Raw genomic sequence first — 17190 nt, 5'->3', positions numbered from 1 at the left:
TACCCAGAAAGCTTCTTATGGCGGTCGTTGAATCGAGTCGTGTGGTTGCTCCACGTAGTGGAGTCATTGCCGCAGATCGGGGTTTCAGACCCGAAGTGCAGGGACTGCGCGCTCTGGCCGTGCTGATGGTCGTGACGTACCACGTGTGGTTCGGACGGGTTTCCGGCGGCGTCGACGTCTTCCTGCTGATCTCCGCCTTCCTCCTGGCCCTGTCCTTCCTCCGCAAGGTCGAGTCGGGGAAGCCGCTCGATCTCGCTCGGCACTGGTTGCACCAGTTCAAGCGGCTTCTACCCGCCGTCGTCGTCGTCATTCTGGCGACCCTCGGAGCGACCTACCTGCTCGTTCCGCAGTCCCGGTGGCAGGACATCATCGAGCAGGCATGGGCTTCGCTCTTTTACGCGCAGAACTGGATCCTGGCTTCCAACGCCGTCGACTATTACGCCGATGACCACAGCCTCGCAAGTCCTCTGCAACACTTCTGGTCCCTCTCCGTCCAGGGCCAGGTCTTCATCCTGTGGCCGTTGCTGTTTCTCGCCAGCGCCCTGCTGGCGCGCCGCTTCCAGCTGAAGTTTCGCGGCGTCGTCCTGCTCGTGTTCGGCGCGCTGTTCATGGGCTCACTCTCCTTCTCCGTCTGGGAGACCTCCACGAACCAGGCATATGCCTACTTCGACACGCGCGCCCGGCTATGGGAATTCGCCGTCGGCACCTTGCTCGCGCTGGCTCTTCCTTTCATCCGCCTGCCACGCTTCTTGAAGGTCGTGGCCGGTTGGGTGGGTCTTGCGGCAATGCTCAGCGGTGGCTTCCTGCTCGACGTCCAGGGTCAGTTCCCGGGATACGTGGCGCTCTGGCCACTCCTTGCCGCCGCGCTCGTGATCATCGCGGGGCAGACCGCGAGCCCCTTCGGCGTCGACCGTTTCCTGTCCTCGAAGCCCTTGGTGCGGGTAGGCGACCTGTCCTACGCGCTGTACCTGTGGCACTGGCCTGTCCTGGTGCTGGCACTGATCTGGCAGGACAGGGCGTCGCCGGGCCTCGTGGGCGGTCTGATCGTAATCGCGGTGTCGCTTGTCCTGGCCTACCTGACGATGCGCTTCGTCGAGCGGCCGATGCGGGCCCTGGCATGGGCTGACCGTCGTCGTCGGCGCGCTGTGATCGTGCTGGCCGTGTGTGTCGCGCTGGTTGCCGCACCCCTGACCGGATGGCAGCGAGGACTACAGATTGAAGCCGAGCAAATCGCTTCGCAGGTGGACCGAAACAATCCGGGAGCGAGCATCTTCGAAGTCGGCTATGTCGACCAAGCCGACACCGATGCCCCCCTGATCCCCGCGGTCAGCTCTGCGAGCCGAGATTACGCCAACATTCTGACTCCATGTATTGACCGATTCTCGACTGATGCGCCCTCCCTACAGGGTTTAGGGTGCTCAGTCATCGTCGATCAAGAGGATCCGGTTCGGACAATCGTCGCAGTAGGAAATAGTCACGTTCAGCAGTGGCTGGCCGCGATGAAGCCTCTGGCCGAACAGAACAACTGGGCGTTGGTGGCGCTTATCAAGGGGGGGTGTCAGTACGTCGGCTACGTGGAGCAAGTAAGCGAAGACTGCAACGAGCGGAATGCACAGGCGACTGACTACATACTCGATATCGATCCAGATCTCGTGTTCACCACGGGGACCTACTCGATACCTGAACCGCCCTACGAGCTGCTTGCTGGCGGATTCACGCAGGGAGCGATGGCGCTGATGGCTCAGGGAGTTCCAATGGTGGCGATTAGAGACAATCCACGTTTCGATCGCAACATGATGGAATGCGTCGAGGAGCACGGAGAATCAGCCGAGGAGTGCAACGTTCCCGAGGATGAGATTCGGGACATGAGCGAGGTCTCCCCGATCGAGCAGCTGGCAGCAGCCACGCCCGGTCTCGCAACAATGGACCTCAATGAATACATCTGTTCTGGTGGCACATGCCCGTCCGTCATCGGTAACGTGCGCGTCTACTTGGACGATAATCATTTGACTGCTACATACGCGCAGACGTTGAGCCCCTACTTCTACGAGCAGCTGATTGCTGCGACCGAATGGTAACCGTTCTCTGCAACGACGAGTGCTGATCATCACATCGCATGGCAGGCAGTCGCATCACGTAGTGAAGTCACCGGCAAGGATCGGGATCATGGCCCGAAGTGCAGGACTGCGCGCTGGCCGTGCTGAGGGGTCGGGACGTGTGAGACACCAATTACCTCTCTGGCACATATGAAGTCCATGATGCTGGCGTTTACGGACCGGTTTGATGCCGCCACAAGCCTCTGAGCCTCAGTGAGCGGAGCCTGTTTAGGTCTGTGCCGTGCTGCGCCGGTCCATGCGAAGCGGCGCTCTACGGCATAATTGGGAGTCGAGACCACTCCAGGAGATATTTTGAGCGTAGATCTAGTCGTCGTCGGTTCGGGCTTCTTCGGGCTGACCATTGCCGAGCGGGCCGCAAGCCAGCTCGGCCTCAGAGTGGCAGTCCTCGACCGCCGCCACCACATAGGGGGCAATGCGTACAGCGAGAAGGAGGCCCGAACGGGCATCGAGGTGCACCGCTACGGTGCCCACCTGTTCCACACCTCGAACGAGCGCGTTTGGGATTACGTCCACAACTTCACCGAGTTCACAAGCTACGTCCACAAGGTCTACACCCGGCATAAGGGCGAGGTTTATCCGATGCCAATCAACCTCGGAACGATCAACCAGTTCTTCCGCACCGCTCTGGGGCCGGCCGAAGCCCGCGCACTCATCCAGGAGCAGGCCGGAGAACTCGCCGGGACGGATCCGCAGAACCTGAACGATAAGGGGATCCAGCTCATCGGACGGCCCCTGTACGAGGCGTTCATCAAGTACTACACGGGCAAGCAGTGGCAGACGGATCCCAAGGACCTACCCGCGGAGATCATTTCGCGGCTCCCCGTCCGGTACACCTATGACAACCGGTACTTCAACGACAAATACGAGGGGCTGCCCGTCAACGGGTACACCGCGTGGATCGAGCGGATGGCCGACCACCCGAACATTGATGTCCACCTCAACACGGACTTTTTCGACGAGGGCCACGAGTACTCGCGGTCGACGACCCTCGGTCAGGTGCCCGTGGTGTACACAGGTCCGGTGGACCGGTACTTCGACTTCGCTGAGGGTGATCTCTCCTGGCGCACTATCGACCTTGAGGAGGAAGTGCTGCCGATCGAGGACTTCCAGGGTTGCTCGGTGATGAACTACCCGGACGAGGACGCGGCCTTCACGCGCATCCATGAGTTCCGCCACTTCCATCCCGAGCGCGATTACACGAAGGATGCGACTGTGATCATGCGGGAATATTCCCGGTTCGCGGAGAAGGAGGACGAGCCGTACTACCCCATCAACACCTCGGAGGACCGCGCAAAGCTTCTCGCCTACCGTGATCTCGCTCAGGGAGAGAAGTCCGTATTGTTCGGTGGGCGGCTCGGCACGTACAAGTACCTCGACATGCATATGGCGATCGGATCCGCCCTGTCAATGTTCGATAACAAGATCACGCCGCACTTCACGGGCGGACAGAAGCTCGAGAGCGGCGGAGTAGACGCATGACGCAGAACGCAATGGTCAGGACGGCCCGGGACCAGGCCGACGGCGAGAGCCGGCAGTGGCACGAGCTTCAGCGCATCATCCTGCCCCAGCAGAGCCAGATGGACACGGCGGGGCTGTATGTCGACACCGGAAGTGCTTTCGGTATCCAGCTGAACACGACCGACGGAACCGCCGTGAGTTCCCCGGCGGGTTCCACGGCCGATTCCACCCGGGAGCTGCATGTCGAGGACTTCCGGTCCCGCCGGTCGACGTCCGTCCGACCCGGCGAGCGCGTGTCCTTCGGCACCTACTTCAATGCTTTTCCTGCGAGCTACTGGCGCCGGTGGACGAATCTCCGCGAAATCCGGCTGCAGGTCCTAACTGAGGGATCCGGCGTCGTCACCGTGTACAAGTCGAATGCTCGCGGGTCACTGCAGCACGTGGAGACCGCGCGGGTCGACGGCACGACGACCAGTTCCTTCGACCTCTCCCTCCAGCCCTTCGGCGACGGAGGATGGTACTGGTTCGATCTTGTCGCCGGTAGTGACTCCCTCGTCCTCGAGGAGGCGAACTGGCTTGCCGGCGGTGAGGAGCCGCCACGAGGCAGCATCACCCTGGAGATCACGACCCTCAACAAGCCGGACTTCTGCCTGAACAACCTGCGAATCCTCGCAGGCAATCCTGGCGCCATCAAGGACGTGCAGGAGATCCTGATCGTGGACCAGGGCACCCAGAAGGTGGCCGCGCAGCCGGGCTTCGACGCGGTCAGGCAGCAGCTCGGCGACAAGCTGCGCATCATCGACCAGGACAACCTTGGCGGGTCGGGCGGATTCGCCCGCGGCATGTACGAGGCGGTCGAGAACGGCAGCGACTTCGCGCTGCTCCTCGACGACGACGTCGTGGTGGAGCCCGAAAGCATCCCGCGCCTCCTGTCCTTCGCGACGCATTGCAAGACCCCGACTATCGTCGGCGGGCACATGTTCGACCTCTACAACCGGACGGTCCTGCACACATTCGGCGAAATCGTGAATCCCTATCGGTTCCAGCCGGACCAGCCCGTCGCGGAGCAGGTCCTCGGACATGACTTCGCGCGCGCCAACCTCCGTCACACGCCCTGGCTGCACCGGCGCATCGACGTCGACTACAACGGCTGGTGGATGTGCCTGATCCCCACGAAGGTGATCCGGGACATCGGGCTGTCGCTGCCGATCTTCATCAAGTGGGACGACGCCGAATACGGCCTTCGCGCCAAGAAGGCGGGATACCCTACGGTGTCCATGCCCGGAGCGGCCGTGTGGCACGTATCCTGGATCGACAAGGACGACATGGTCGGGTGGCAGGCCTACTTCCACACGCGGAACCGGATCGTTGCGGCGCTGCTCCACAGTCCGTACGAGCGGGGCGGCCGCGTGGTGCGGGAATCCGGCTACTCGGACATCAAGCACCTGGTCTCCATGCAGTACCACACGGCGCGCGGGCGCGTGATGGCGATGCGGGATGTGCTGAAGGGGCCGGACCAGCTTCACGAGATCCTCGACACGAAACTACCGGAGATCAGGGCCATGGCCAAGGACTACCCGGACGCACAGTTCGAGTCGGACCCGGATTCCTTCCCCACCCCGAAGATGGACAAGCCGCCACGCCGCGGACAGGGCTTCAAGGCCCCGTCCTACACGACCCTGGTTCCGTGGGCGGTCAAGACGATCGTCCGGCAACTCAGTGCACCCATCTCCTCCGCGAGCCAGAAGCGGCCGCAGGCGTTCATCGCGCATCAGGACAACAAATGGTGGCGCATGTCCCAGTACGACAGCGCGATCGTGTCCAATGCCGAAGGGACGGGGGCATCCTGGTACAGGCGCGACCCCCGCGAGATGCGGGAGCTCCTGACCGAGGCGGCGCGTCTCAATGCGGAGATCCTCCGCCGCTGGCCTAGCTTGCGCGAGCAGTACCGCGACGCGCTGGAAGACATCACCTCCTTCGAGTCATGGAAGAAGACCTTTGAGTCCCACTCGTCAAAGAGCCAGTGACGTGGCCGGTGCTGAGCTGACCACGCCGGGCTTCGGCGGCGGCCTGCGGGATGTCCTCCGTTCGCGGTATCTCCTGCGCCTGCTAGTCGCGAAGGAGCTGAAGGTACGGTACCGGGGCTCCGTCCTTGGTCTCCTTTGGTCCTATGTGAAACCGGGCGTGCAGTTCGTCGTGTTCTGGTTTGCGCTCGGAATCTTCCTCGGCATGAACCGGAACACCGAGAACTACCCGATCTACCTGTTCTCGGGCATCGTTCTCATCAACTACTTCAACGAGGCGCTCGGCAACGCGGCGCGCTCGATCGTGGGCAACGGCGGGCTGATCAAGAAGATCTACCTTCCACGCGAACTCTTCCCGATTGCGTCCGTCTGGGTCTCTGCTGTTCATTTCGTGCCGCAACTGCTCGTGCTGCTGGTCGCCTGCTTCATCGGCGGATGGTCTCCCGGGTTCGTGCAGATAGCAGCGGCGGTGGTCGGATTTACGATCGTCACGCTGCTGGCGGTAGGTCTCGGTCTGTTCTTCGGTGCGGCGAACGTCTACTTCCGCGATTCCGAGAACTTCGTCGACATGCTACTCATGATCGCCACGTGGGCTTCGCCCGTCCTCTACTCGTGGGTCATGGTGCGCGACGGCTTGTTCGACGCCTTCGGCGCCGGCACCGCGCAGGTGCTGCACACGATTTACCAGACGAACCCGCTCACGATCGCCGTTGAGCTGTTCCACTTCGCCTTCTGGATGCCGACGACGAGCAGTCCGCGTACCGACCCGCTGTTGGTGGTTCCGCCGAACCTGCTCGACGTCTGGACGCCGATAGGTCTGGGCATCGCCCTCGTGGTGATCCTTGCAGGACAATTCACCTTCCGGCGCCTTGAGGGCCGATTCGCACAGGAGTTGTAGGACCAGTGGCCATCGCAGTCGACGTACAGTCGATCTCCAAGCAGTTCGTGCTCCGGCATACCCGATCCATCAAGGAAGCCTTCGTGTGGATCGTGAAGGGCCGCAAGGGCGACCTCGCCCAAAAGTTTCACGCCCTCAACGGTGTCTCCCTGCAGGTCGAGCAGGGGGAGGCCGTCGCGTTGCTGGGTCTGAACGGCTCCGGCAAGTCGACCCTGCTGAAGCACATCTCGGGCGTCATGCTGCCCGACAGCGGCACGGTGCAGACACGGGGGAGAGTGGCGGGCCTGATCGAGGTCGGCGCCGGATTCCACCCGGACCTCAGCGGCCGCGACAACGTGTATCTGAACGGGGCCATCCTGGGGATGACGGAGGACCAGATCAACGAGCGCTTCGAGAGCATCCTCGACTTCTCCGAAATCGGGCAGTTCATCGACACCGAGGTGAAGTTCTACTCTTCCGGCATGTACCTCCGCCTCGCTTTTTCCGTCGCCATCCATACCGACCCCGAGATCTTCCTCATCGACGAGATCCTGGCCGTCGGGGACGAGCCGTTCCAGAAGAAGTGCCTGGCGAAGATCAAGGAACTCGGTGCTGCAGGCAAGACTCTCGTGGTGGTGAGCCATGACCTTGATCTCGTGTCGAGGGTGTGCAAGCGGGGTGTCCTTCTGGAGCACGGCCAGGTCGTCATGGACGGCGACGTCGCCGACGTCGTCGCACGCCTTAGGAGCTGACAGGTCGTCGGAGCTGACAGGTCGTCCGCCGCCCGACGGCGGGGGCCGGCCTGCAGCGATCCGTCGTCGCCCGGAAACGACTAGGCGGCGTCGTCCTTCGCGCGCTGGATAGGCAAGTGTTCGGCGGCCTTCCTGCTGTCGTAGCCGATCAGGTACAGCGGACGATTGAGCGTGCCCGAGAAGATTCTGCCGATGTATTCGCCGAGGATGCCGAGGCAGAACAGCTGGATCGCGCCGATCGCGCCCACGATCAGGACCGTGGATGCCCAGCCAGGCACGGTCTGCCCCGTGAGGACTCCGAAGAAGACGAAGACGCCTACCAGCACGCACAGCAGCGCGCTGAGGACGCCGAGCCAAGTGGCGAATCGCAGCGGACCGCCGGAGAAGGTGACGATGCTCTCTGTGGTGAGCAGGATCATCTTCGCCACCGGGTACTTGGACGTTCCCGCCACCCGGCGTTCCCGTTCGTAGGTCACCGTGGCACTCGGGAACCCGAACCACGGGATGATGAGGCGATAGACGCGTCCTTCCTGTGGAAGGTCATTGACGGCGTCCAGCACCCGCCGGCTCACGAGCCGGAAGTCGCCGGCGTTGGACGGTACGTGCGGACCGGCCACCTTGCGCATCAGCCAGTAGTAGCCGGCGGCGGTATTCCGCTTGAAGAAGGAATCCGTCGAACGGTCGGATCGGACGCCGTAGACGACGTCGACGCCCTGGTTGACCGCCGTTGCGAGCATCGCCGCGATGGCCTCGGGGGGATCCTGGAGATCTGCGTCGATGGTGACCACGTAGGCGCCCTCGGCGGACGTCATCCCGGCAGTGATCGCGGCCTGGTGACCGCTGTTGCGCAGGAGTCGGATGAGACGGAGCTCGTTCCATCCCTGTTGGAAGACCTGGACGAGCCGGGCCGTGGAGTCACGGCTGCCGTCATCGACGCAGACGACCTCGTAGGGCACGCCAAGGCCGTCGAGGACCGGTCGCAGACGGCTGAACAATGGTTCGAGCACGTCCTCCTCGTTGTACATCGGAACGACGACCGAGAGCGTTACCGGCTTCACAGGGGTTCTCCTTGGGGGTATTGGACTGATCGAGCATACCAAGCGGGGTCATGCGGGCGCGCCTGCGGACCCACCGCCACGGCACGATCCCGGGTCGCCAGCCTGCTAGCCTAGTAGGCTGTCGATGGCTTGACAGAAGCATGCTGCGCCGACGGCGCGCCGATCTTCAAGCGCCCCGGACGAAGGATGACGAAGGCCGATGCAGGTACTAGGACCCCCTATGAAGGAGGAGCGCCGCGTGCCCTCGCTCGGTGCATCAGTGGCGGAGGAACGCGGCCGGCGGCAGGAGCCCACCTTTCTATGGCCCTTGCTGACCGCGGTGGCGACCATCGTCGCAGCCCTCATACCGCTTCTCTTCAACCGACGGTTCTACTTCTTCGATGACACCCAGGCCGGCGCCTACGGGATCTGGGTGGAAATTGGCGAAAAGCTGCGTGCCGGCGACTGGCCCCTATTCAGCATCGAGGGCTGGGCGGCAGGCAACTACGCCGCTGAGGGTCAATGGGGCATCTGGAACCCGATGATCATGGCGATCGGGCTCGGTGCGAGCACCGGGATGAGTGCCGTGCTGTTCTCGTCGATCGTCAAGATCGTCTTCCTCGTGATCCTGGCGCTAGGGGTCTTCAACGTCTGCCGTACCTACCGAGCGACGCCGGAGTGGTCGGCGGTCGCCGGTGTCGCGACGACGTTGACCGGCTTTACCACGTATATGGACGGACCGTCATGGGTCACCGGTCTGATGGTCTTCGCCCTCCTGCCATGGTGCTGGTGGGGATTGAAACGCCTTGCCGACGGCGGCAACCCACTCTCCGCACTCATTCCCGCGTACCTCCTCATCACCATCGGTTACGTGCACGGGACCATCATGCTGGTGATTCTCTTCATCGCCCTCCTGGCCGAGGCGCTGCTGCTGAGGACAGGGAAGGGTGCCCTGCGCCTGATCGTCGCGGGAGCGCTGTGCGGCGCGTTCGCGCTCACCGTGTACTTCCCCGGTGTGGCCACCGCGCCCGTGACCGCCCGGGGAACGGTAATCGGCAACAGTGGCTTTCTGGGCATCGACATCACCGGCCTGGCCAGCTCGCCGATCCCCAGCAGCCTGCCCCAGATCACCGGCTGGTGGGGGGCCTTCGCCCCCGTGCCCGTCCTCTACATCGCCTGGTTCCTGCCCCTGCTCCTGCTGACCCGGCCCACCGTTGCGCAGCTCAGGCCGGCCGCGGCGCTGCTTGTTTTCGGTGCGGCCTCCCTCCTGCTGACGCTCGCGCCCAGTGACCTGGGTCCGCTGCGGTTCCCGGTGCGCCTCATGCCATATTTCGCGATGTCGGTGCTCATCGTGTTCGCGGTGCTGATGTCAACCGTGCTCGTTTCCCGCCTCACCCGGCTCAGGGTGGGTGCGGTGATCCTCGCGCTCGGTTTCTCCGCCTACCTGGCATGGAGCCAGAACCCGGATTTCGTCCGCCTGCATGTCCTGTTCACCGGGCTCGCGGGTCTCGCCATCCTGCTGGTCCTACTCGCCCTGTTCGTCGACCGACCGGTCCTGCGGCGTCATGGGCTGCGCATCGCCGCTCTGATTGCCGTCGTGTTCTGCCTCGCGACCGCTGTGGCCCAGAAGAAGTATTTCCCTGCGGCGCCGCTGCCCGACTTCCAGCTCCCTGCCGAGCCCGGCGCCTACGACGACGTCCTGCCGGATTCGAAAGGATCCATCTTCGTGGTCGGGGAGCCGGCGCAGCTCGGCGAGCAGGTGTGGGACGAGACCCTCGTGTCGAACAGCTGGTATCTTGCGGACAAACCCGTGCACAACCTCTACAGCCCCATCATGTACACGGCCTACTCCGAAGATCTGTGCATGACGAGCCACGGCTGGACCTGCGCGGGAGCGATATTCAAGCTGCTGTCGGTCGACGAGGCGACCGGCAAGACCGTGGCCGAGCTGCTCGACGTCGACACCATCCAGATCCTGCGCGAGCCTCAGGACAGCGACGGCGCGATCCTGCGTAGTCGCGTCGCTCCGGCCGGTTGGACTGAGGTCGAGCGCACCGAGAACTCCGCGACGTGGGTCCGTGACGATGTCGAGGGTGCGGTGGGCGAGCCAGTCGCCACCTCGGCGGGAACGGAGGTCGAGGTCATCTCCAACGGCGAGGAGAAGGTGTCCTTCGAGGTTACGCGCACGGGAGCCGACGGCGGATCCGTCGTCCTCAGCCGGCTCGACTGGCCGGGCTACTCGGTGTCGAACGGCTCAATCGGAGATTCGACGAGAGGGTACCTTTTGACCGTCGACGTCGGACCTGAGTCCGAGGGGCAGGTCGTCACCGTGTCCTTCGAGCCTCCCGCCTGGAATGTCCTCGTACCCCTGATGTGGGTCGCCATCTGTGCGTCGGTACTGTGGGGCGTCCTCGGGGGACTTCTGGCTAGAGTCCTGGCGGGTCGCCGCCGCTCCGCTTCGCGCCGGGAACCGGCCGCCGAGCGGGAGAGCAGGTGAACGTGGAGGACGCCAAGCCCTCGGCGGCCAGCCCGGTCGCGCCAGATAAGGCGATGGGAGCGGACGAGTCGCCGCGGGGGATCGTGGTCGGCGAGCCCGGGATCCTCCTGCGGCTGATCAAAAACCAGAAGGTGGCGTTCCTCGTTGTTGGCGGCGTCAATACGGTGTTGAGCACGCTGCTCTTCGTTGCACTCGAGCTGACCTTTGGCCAGTACGTCTCGTCGCCCGTGGTGCTGTTCGCGGCATGGCTCATGTCCTTGGTCGCGGTCTTCTTCGTCTACCGGAAGCTCGTCTTCAGGGTCAAGGGTCACGTGCTGCTCGATCTCGGCCGCTTCGCGCTCGTGAATCTCACATCCCTCCTGATCAACATGGCACTGCTGTTCCTGATCGCCGACATCCTCGGCTATCCGAGGATCCCGTCCCAGATCGTCATCACCTGCTGCACGGTCTTCATCAATTACTTCGGGCACAAGTACTTCTCATTCCGTCGTCCCCCTCCCGAAGGCGACGCTGCAGCCGTGGCCGCCGACCAGAAGAAAGCTCTATGAATCCGCTTGTATCGATCGTCATTCCCGCGTTCAACAACGAAGACCACATCCGCGAGACGTTGCGCTCCGTCACGGCGCAGACCTACGAGAACGTGGAGATCATCATCGCGGACCATTCCTCGACGGACGGGACTGCCGCGGCGATCGACGAGTTCTCGGCGGATCCACGCGTGCGTGTCCTGTCGCCCACTCCGCGCGGCGGCGGTGCGCCGGCAAACTGGAACCGGGTCACCCAGGAGGCACGCGGGGAGTACGTCAAACTAGTGTGCGGTGACGATCTCCTACGCCCTGATTGCGTCGCGGCACAGGTCGAGGCAGCTGTCGCATACCCGGGCTGCGTGATGGTCGCAGCGAGGAGGGACATCGTCGACGACGCCGGTGAGGTCGTGCTGGGGAGCAGGGGACTTGCCGGGATGCGCGGTGTGATCTCCGCGGGCGTCGCCGTTCGTGAGACCGTTCGCAGCGGTACCAATCCATTCGGTGAGCCCGCGTGCGTCCTCGTCCGTCGGCATGCGCTGCTGGAGCGGGGATGGGACGATACTCACTCCTACATGCTGGACGTCGCGTCCTACATGCACGTGCTCGACCACGGGGACGTGTTCTGCATGGAGGCCAGCTTGGCCAGCTTCCGCGTGAGTGCAGGGCAGTGGAGCGTCCGTCTCATGCGCTCCCAGGCGACGGAAGCGAAGCGACTCTATTCCGAACTGGCAGCCTCGCGGCCTACCGACGTCAGCAGGGGTGACGTGCTCAGAGGATCGGTCCTCGCGCACTTGAACGCGTTGGCCCGTCGTGCCTTCTACATGAAGCTCAAGGTACGGAGTCCGAGGGCGGAGAGTGCGCAGGGCGGTACCGCGTGACGCAGGCCAAGCTGCCCGGGTCGTCGGCGCGAGCGGGCGTGGCCCGCCTTTCGCCGATCGAACGTTTCCTGCGACCGGGGTCCGACCGTCTCGCGACGGGTGCCGTTGTCGTCTCCTACGTTTTACTGGTCCTGCTCGGCGTCACCACCTCGTCCATCGGCATCGACCACCTGCGCCAGGACCCGTCCCAGCCGCTGGGCCTGCAGTTCGGCGAGGCGAATTCGATCAGATCCGACGAGTACAACGCGTACTCTCCGATCGCCCTGTCGGTCATCGCCACGGGTGGGGCTCCGACCCTGAGCCTCCTCGGCGCGCAGGCCGACGTCGTCCACCGGTTTACCTCAGGCGGCTTCTTCGAGTCGTTCGTCTTCTTCGACGGCACGCTGCTGCGGACCGCGGCATTCGTCCCCGACGCGATGGTCTTCGCGGCGCATTGGTGGCTGCCGAGTCTCGTGCTGTTCCTCGCCCTGCCGCGCTGGATCACGGCACTGGGCGGGAAGCGGCACCTCGGCTACCTGGCGGCAGGGCTGATCTTCCTGGCCCCGGCATCTGCCTGGTGGTCCCTCATGCCCGTTGCGTTAATCTCCTACACCGTCGCCGGATGCTACCTCATGATAAAGGCGCACGACCTCCTCGACCGGCGGAAGAACCTGCCGGCCGCCGCCGCAGCCCTCTTCGGCGGCATCCTCATCGCCGGGCTACCGTCCTTCTACACGCCGTGGTCCCTCCTGCTCGGAGTGCCCGTGCTACTTGCCTCTGTGATCCACGTGCTGGCCCGACCCACCCCGTGGCGACAGCGCTGGCTCTCGGTCGCCGGGACCGGCGCCGTGGCAGCTGTCTTCGGGGTCGGCATGCTCCTCGAGAACCGCGCGGGACTCACTGCACTCCTGACCACCGTGTACCCCGGCAGTCGTCGGTCCACGGGTGAGGCGCAGGACGTGGAACTGTTGTTCGGAGCACCACTCCTCGGGGTGATGCAGGACGATGTCCCGCCACTGTTCCTTAACCAGAGTGAGCTGGGGACTGCGTACACTTCGTCGTTCTGCGTCGTCGTCATCCTCCTCGCCGGCGCCCGCTTCGCGATCCATCGGCGCGACGTCGCCGCGACGGCGACCATCCTCGTGAGCGGCTTCGTCGCCCTCCTGTGGGCCAGTGCCAACTGGGGTGCGATCGGAGAGCTCGTCCCGCTTCTCAACCGTGTGACCCCCATCCGGGCCGCACAGGTGGTGGGAGTCCTCGGAGTGATCGGACTGGTCTTGCTCATCTCCAGGCTCGTCGAAGCCAACAGGCTGCGGCCTGCCCTCGTGTCCGGCATCGTCGTGGGGGCCGTCACGGCGTACGCAGGGTCGCGGTTGCAGGCGAACTACCTGCCGGACCTCAGTTTGACCGGCATCGTGGTCGGGTCCCTGGCGACAGGGGCTTGCGCTTTCCTCGTCGTCCGGTACGGCGACCGCCGGTGGGTCACCGCCGTCGTCCTGCTCCTCGCGCTCATTCCCGTCTACCGGGCGAACCCCGTGCTCGTCGGTCTTGGTGACCTCCGCGACTCGCAGACGGCTACGGAGCTTCGGGACGCAGGTGACCAGGCACGTCGGGAAGGGGACGTGTGGGTGTCGAATTCCGGTTCCTTCGATACCGTCATGCTCGCGAATGGCGTGCCGACGCTTTCCGGGCTGCAGCGGTCCGGGCCGGACAAGGAGGTATGGCGGGCGCTCGATCCGGAGAACACGTCCGAAGAAGCTTGGAACCGGGGCGGTGGCTACATCTCCTTCAGCTGGAAGAGTGACGGACCGGCCGAGATCACGACGAACGGCTTCGATGTCACCTACGTCTCGATCGATCCATGCGAACTCGCGAACGCGCTCCCCGCAGTCGCCGTCATCGCGTCCGCCACCGAGCTGGACCTGCCGTGTCTCGAGGCCAAGTCACGACTGCAGTGGGCGGGCAATTCCGTATTCTTGTATTCGGTAGATGGTTAATGTTCTTCGCGTCTCCGCCCGGGAATTGCGCCGAATTTTGATCGACGCCCGCAACAGACGATCATGGAGCCTATGCGTGGAATAATTTTGGCCGGTGGAACCGGCTCGAGACTGCACCCAGTCACACTCGGCGTCAGCAAGCAGCTCGTTCCTGTCTACGACAAGCCGATGATTTACTACCCGCTGTCCACGCTCCTGCTGGCGGGTGTCCGCGACATCCTGATCATCACGACGCCGAGGGACGCCGATCAGTTCAAGTTCCTCCTGGGCGACGGCTCGCGGTTCGGCGCCAACCTGTCCTACATGACGCAGCCGAAGCCCGAGGGACTCGCGCAGGCCTTCATTCTGGGGGAGGAGCATATCGGGCAGGAGAATGTCGCCCTGGTGCTCGGTGACAACATCTTCTACGGACCGGGGATGGGGACGAAGCTTCGCCGTTTCGCCGATCTCGATGGCGGCGCGATTTTCGGTTATTACGTCAGTGACCCGCGGGAGTACGGGGTGGTCGAATTCGACGACGACTTCAAAGCCGTATCTCTCGAGGAAAAGCCCGCAGTCCCGCGGAGCAACTACGCCGTGCCGGGGCTCTATTTTTATGACAACGACGTAATTGGTATCGCCAAGGCGCTCAAGCCGTCGGCACGGGGTGAACTCGAGATCACCGATATCAATCGCACCTACCTCGAGGCCGGGAAACTGAGGGTGGAGGTGCTGCCGCGAGGGACGGCATGGTTGGATACGGGTACCTTCGACTCGCTCAACGACGCCGCGAACTTCGTCCGGACCATCGAGCACCGGCAGGGCCTCAAGATCGGCGTGCCCGAGGAGATCGCGTGGCGTCAGGGGTTCCTGTCGGACGACGAAGTAATCGCCGGCGCACAGTCCTTCCTCAAGAGCGGGTACGGCCAGTACCTCATCGACCTCGTCGGGCGCGAGAGCAGGACCGCGGCGCCCGTCGCTTGATCAGTTCGGCTCGGTAGCTATCCTGGGCTTGCGCATGGTGTCAGGGCTGCGGGTTTCCGCCCTCACGGCCGTCCCGCACCACCGTAGTCCCGTTCGACGACTGTAGGTCCTCGACGGCGGCGCGCAGGAGAGCTACCTCTTCGGCCAGTACCCGGGTCTCGTCCTCGACGAGGGAGAGCTCCCAGGACAGATGGAGGCATACTCCCACGAGGAAGACCAGACCGATCGCGAACAGTAGATTCGAGGGCACTTCGACCCCCAGGACTTCTGACGAAGCCTCGAGGAGTCGTGGAAATCCACCAAGGATCAGGGAGCCCGTCCCCACGACTAACCAGAGCACGGCGTACTTTTCGCGCAATGTTTTTCGCCGCAGCATTTCAAGCACGATGCCGACCATGATGAGAGCGAAGGCGAACGGTGCAATCTGGGCGATCATGCCATTTCCTCTTTCGGCAGTATGTGTGACCGGCGCCGTGTAAGCGCCAGGAACAGGGCCAGCACGGACCTCATCAGGTAGAGAGCCGATTTTGCAGGATTGTGGCTGGGCTGTCCGCCCTGACGTTGACGCATCGCGACGGGGACCTGATGGACCGTACAGCCCGATCGAATGGCCACAACCAGTGAATCGATGGTGTCGCCGAGGTATTCGGCGGGATAGTGATCGATGTATTGACTGATCGCTCGGCTGTTGGCTGCCCTGAACCCCGAGGTGACGTCGGTAAGGGTTGTTCGCGCGAGCCGTGAGATGACCTTCGCGAGGAAGATCATTGCCCACCGACGAGGTCCGCTCACACGATAAGTTCCCGTGTCCGCGAAACGAGCGCCGATCGCGATGTCCGCATGATCAAGGCCCTCCAGTACCTTCGCGATGTCCCGAGGGTCGTGCTGCCCGTCGGCGTCGACCTGGATGACCGATGGATATCCATGTTCCCTGGCGTATTTGAAGCCCGCGCGCATCGCACCGCCCACACCCATGTTGAATGGGAGGCGAAGGACACGAGCGCCGGCCCGGAGCGCCTCGATGCTGGTGCGATCTGTGCATCCGTCGTCGACCACGAGCACGTCGTACCCCTGCTCCTGTCCGAGGACCTCGCGGACCGTATTGCCGACCGTCTCCTGCTCATTCCATGCTGGCATGATGACGAGTACGTTACTTCGAACCATTTCCCCATCTCGGTTTCGTTCCTGAGCCCCTACTGAGACAGCAGGCTCGTTCGGGTCCTTCGCATTCTATGAGTCCGCTGAGTAACACTCCCCGGCATGGCCTAGGAGAAGCAGCCTGATCTAGTCTAGGGGTTGCTGCTCGAGGGATATGTCTCCGGGGGTTGGGCGCGACGGCGGCTAACAAGGAACCGCTGATCACCGGCTGATAACATCGGACGAGCCCCCAGCGTTGTTGCTTCCGACCGCAAGACCCCTCGAAAGCATCGCCGACACCAGCCGAGGATTGAGCACGAGGAAGAATTTGAATGGAACATGACAGCCCGCAGCGAGCCGACGGCGGAGGCGCGGGCCAATCAGTGCAGGCCAGTCGACGCGGCGAGGCACTGAGGTTCTTGTTCGTTGGCGGCCTGTCCTTCTTGATCGACTTCGGACTCCTCGTTCTGCTTCACGAGGTACTAGACCTGGGGCTGATCATCGCAACGCCCGCCGCTTTCCTCACGAGCCTGGTAGCCAACTACGCCTTGCAGCGCCGGTACGCCTTCAAAGCCACAACCGGCCTTGGACCCAGCGCTGTGAAGTACCTTGCCGCAGTAGCTTTCAACACTGTCGCAGCCAGCCTCATCGTTGCGGGATCTGAACAGATTGGTCTCGGTTATCAGGTCGGTAAGGTGCTCTCGACCGCACTGATGACAGTCTGGAACTTTTTTCTCTACAAGCACTGGATTTTCCGCCGGGTCGTAACGACAGTCGGATAACAATCCGGCACGGAGAAAACCCCGGCAGCCCGAAGGCTACCGGGGTTCGTCGCGGACTGTTCCTCCGGTGGTTGGTTAGAGGCGGCCGGTGGTGAGGGCGTGGTTGTAGCCTTCGTTGGTCATTCCGTCGCCGGGGTAGAGCCAGGTGGTGCCGGTGGGTGTGGT

General features: G+C 63.5%; 14 protein-coding genes. 11 read left to right on the top strand and 3 right to left on the bottom strand.

Going from position 1 to position 17190, the window contains the following annotated elements; all coding sequences use genetic code 11:
- The first annotated feature begins 95 nt into the window (after window positions 1–95).
- The 5 genes from D6T63_RS12090 (at window position 96) to D6T63_RS12070 (ending at window position 7228) form a co-directional block, all read left to right on the top strand.
- Window positions 96–2078 carry an acyltransferase family protein gene (locus D6T63_RS12090; protein ID WP_235830720.1) on the top strand — a complete coding sequence of 661 codons (1983 nt, stop codon included), beginning with the start codon at window positions 96–98 and terminating at the stop codon, window positions 2076–2078.
- A 330-nt stretch (window positions 2079–2408) separates the two neighbouring features.
- The gene (gene glf / locus D6T63_RS12085) at window positions 2409–3596 is read left to right on the top strand and encodes a UDP-galactopyranose mutase (RefSeq protein ID WP_120149315.1); all 1188 of its coding nucleotides are present in this window, start codon (window positions 2409–2411) and stop codon (window positions 3594–3596) included.
- The gene (locus D6T63_RS12080) at window positions 3593–5602 is read left to right on the top strand and encodes a glycosyltransferase (protein WP_120149314.1); all 2010 of its coding nucleotides are present in this window, start codon (window positions 3593–3595) and stop codon (window positions 5600–5602) included. The genes glf and D6T63_RS12080 overlap by 4 nt, the downstream gene beginning before the upstream one ends.
- Window position 5603: 1 nt before the next feature.
- Window positions 5604–6497 (top strand): ABC transporter permease, encoded by an 894-nt coding sequence (locus tag D6T63_RS12075; RefSeq protein ID WP_120149313.1) that lies wholly within the window; start codon window positions 5604–5606, stop codon window positions 6495–6497.
- Window positions 6498–6502: 5 nt separating this feature from the next.
- Window positions 6503–7228 (top strand): ABC transporter ATP-binding protein, encoded by a 726-nt coding sequence (locus D6T63_RS12070; RefSeq protein ID WP_120149312.1) that lies wholly within the window; start codon window positions 6503–6505, stop codon window positions 7226–7228.
- A gap of 80 nt (window positions 7229–7308) precedes the next feature.
- Here the strand turns inward: D6T63_RS12070 and D6T63_RS12065 are convergent, their stop codons facing one another.
- Entirely contained in the window at window positions 7309–8286 is a 978-nt protein-coding gene (locus D6T63_RS12065; protein ID WP_235830719.1) for a glycosyltransferase family 2 protein, read from the bottom strand.
- A 220-nt stretch (window positions 8287–8506) separates the two neighbouring features.
- On the opposite strand from D6T63_RS12065, the gene D6T63_RS12060 reads away from it, so the two are divergent.
- From D6T63_RS12060 to rfbA, 5 genes are all read left to right on the top strand, one after another.
- On the top strand, window positions 8507–10762 hold the full coding sequence (locus D6T63_RS12060) for a hypothetical protein (protein WP_120149311.1): 2256 nt from the start codon (window positions 8507–8509) through the stop codon (window positions 10760–10762).
- Window positions 10759–11310 carry a GtrA family protein gene (locus tag D6T63_RS12055; protein WP_235830718.1) on the top strand — a complete coding sequence of 184 codons (552 nt, stop codon included), beginning with the start codon at window positions 10759–10761 and terminating at the stop codon, window positions 11308–11310. The genes D6T63_RS12060 and D6T63_RS12055 overlap by 4 nt, the downstream gene beginning before the upstream one ends.
- Complete coding sequence (locus D6T63_RS12050) at window positions 11307–12167, top strand: glycosyltransferase family 2 protein (RefSeq protein ID WP_120149310.1); 861 nt, start codon at window positions 11307–11309, stop codon at window positions 12165–12167. Before D6T63_RS12055 ends, D6T63_RS12050 begins: the two co-directional genes overlap by 4 nt.
- On the top strand, window positions 12164–14143 hold the full coding sequence (locus D6T63_RS12045) for a DUF7657 domain-containing protein (RefSeq protein ID WP_120149309.1): 1980 nt from the start codon (window positions 12164–12166) through the stop codon (window positions 14141–14143). The genes D6T63_RS12050 and D6T63_RS12045 overlap by 4 nt, the downstream gene beginning before the upstream one ends.
- Before the next feature lie 72 nt (window positions 14144–14215).
- Window positions 14216–15106, top strand: coding sequence for a glucose-1-phosphate thymidylyltransferase RfbA (gene rfbA, locus D6T63_RS12040; protein ID WP_120149308.1), 891 nt, complete (start codon window positions 14216–14218; stop codon window positions 15104–15106).
- A 40-nt stretch (window positions 15107–15146) separates the two neighbouring features.
- Here rfbA and D6T63_RS12035 read toward each other — a convergent pair whose 3' ends face one another.
- Window positions 15147–15542 carry a DUF2304 domain-containing protein gene (locus D6T63_RS12035; RefSeq protein ID WP_120149307.1) on the bottom strand — a complete coding sequence of 132 codons (396 nt, stop codon included), beginning with the start codon at window positions 15540–15542 and terminating at the stop codon, window positions 15147–15149.
- Entirely contained in the window at window positions 15539–16243 is a 705-nt protein-coding gene (locus D6T63_RS12030) for a glycosyltransferase family 2 protein (protein WP_120149527.1), read from the bottom strand. Before D6T63_RS12030 ends, D6T63_RS12035 begins: the two co-directional genes overlap by 4 nt.
- 332 nt (window positions 16244–16575) lie before the next feature.
- Between D6T63_RS12030 and D6T63_RS12025 the strand changes: the two genes are divergently transcribed.
- The gene (locus tag D6T63_RS12025) at window positions 16576–17025 is read left to right on the top strand and encodes a GtrA family protein (RefSeq protein WP_120149306.1); all 450 of its coding nucleotides are present in this window, start codon (window positions 16576–16578) and stop codon (window positions 17023–17025) included.
- The last annotated feature ends 165 nt before the right edge of the window (window positions 17026–17190 follow it).

The sequence above is a fragment of the Arthrobacter cheniae genome, assembly GCF_003602275.1.
Taxonomy (GTDB): domain Bacteria; phylum Actinomycetota; class Actinomycetes; order Actinomycetales; family Micrococcaceae; genus Arthrobacter_D; species Arthrobacter_D cheniae.
This window is presented reverse-complemented; position numbering and strand designations above follow the sequence as displayed.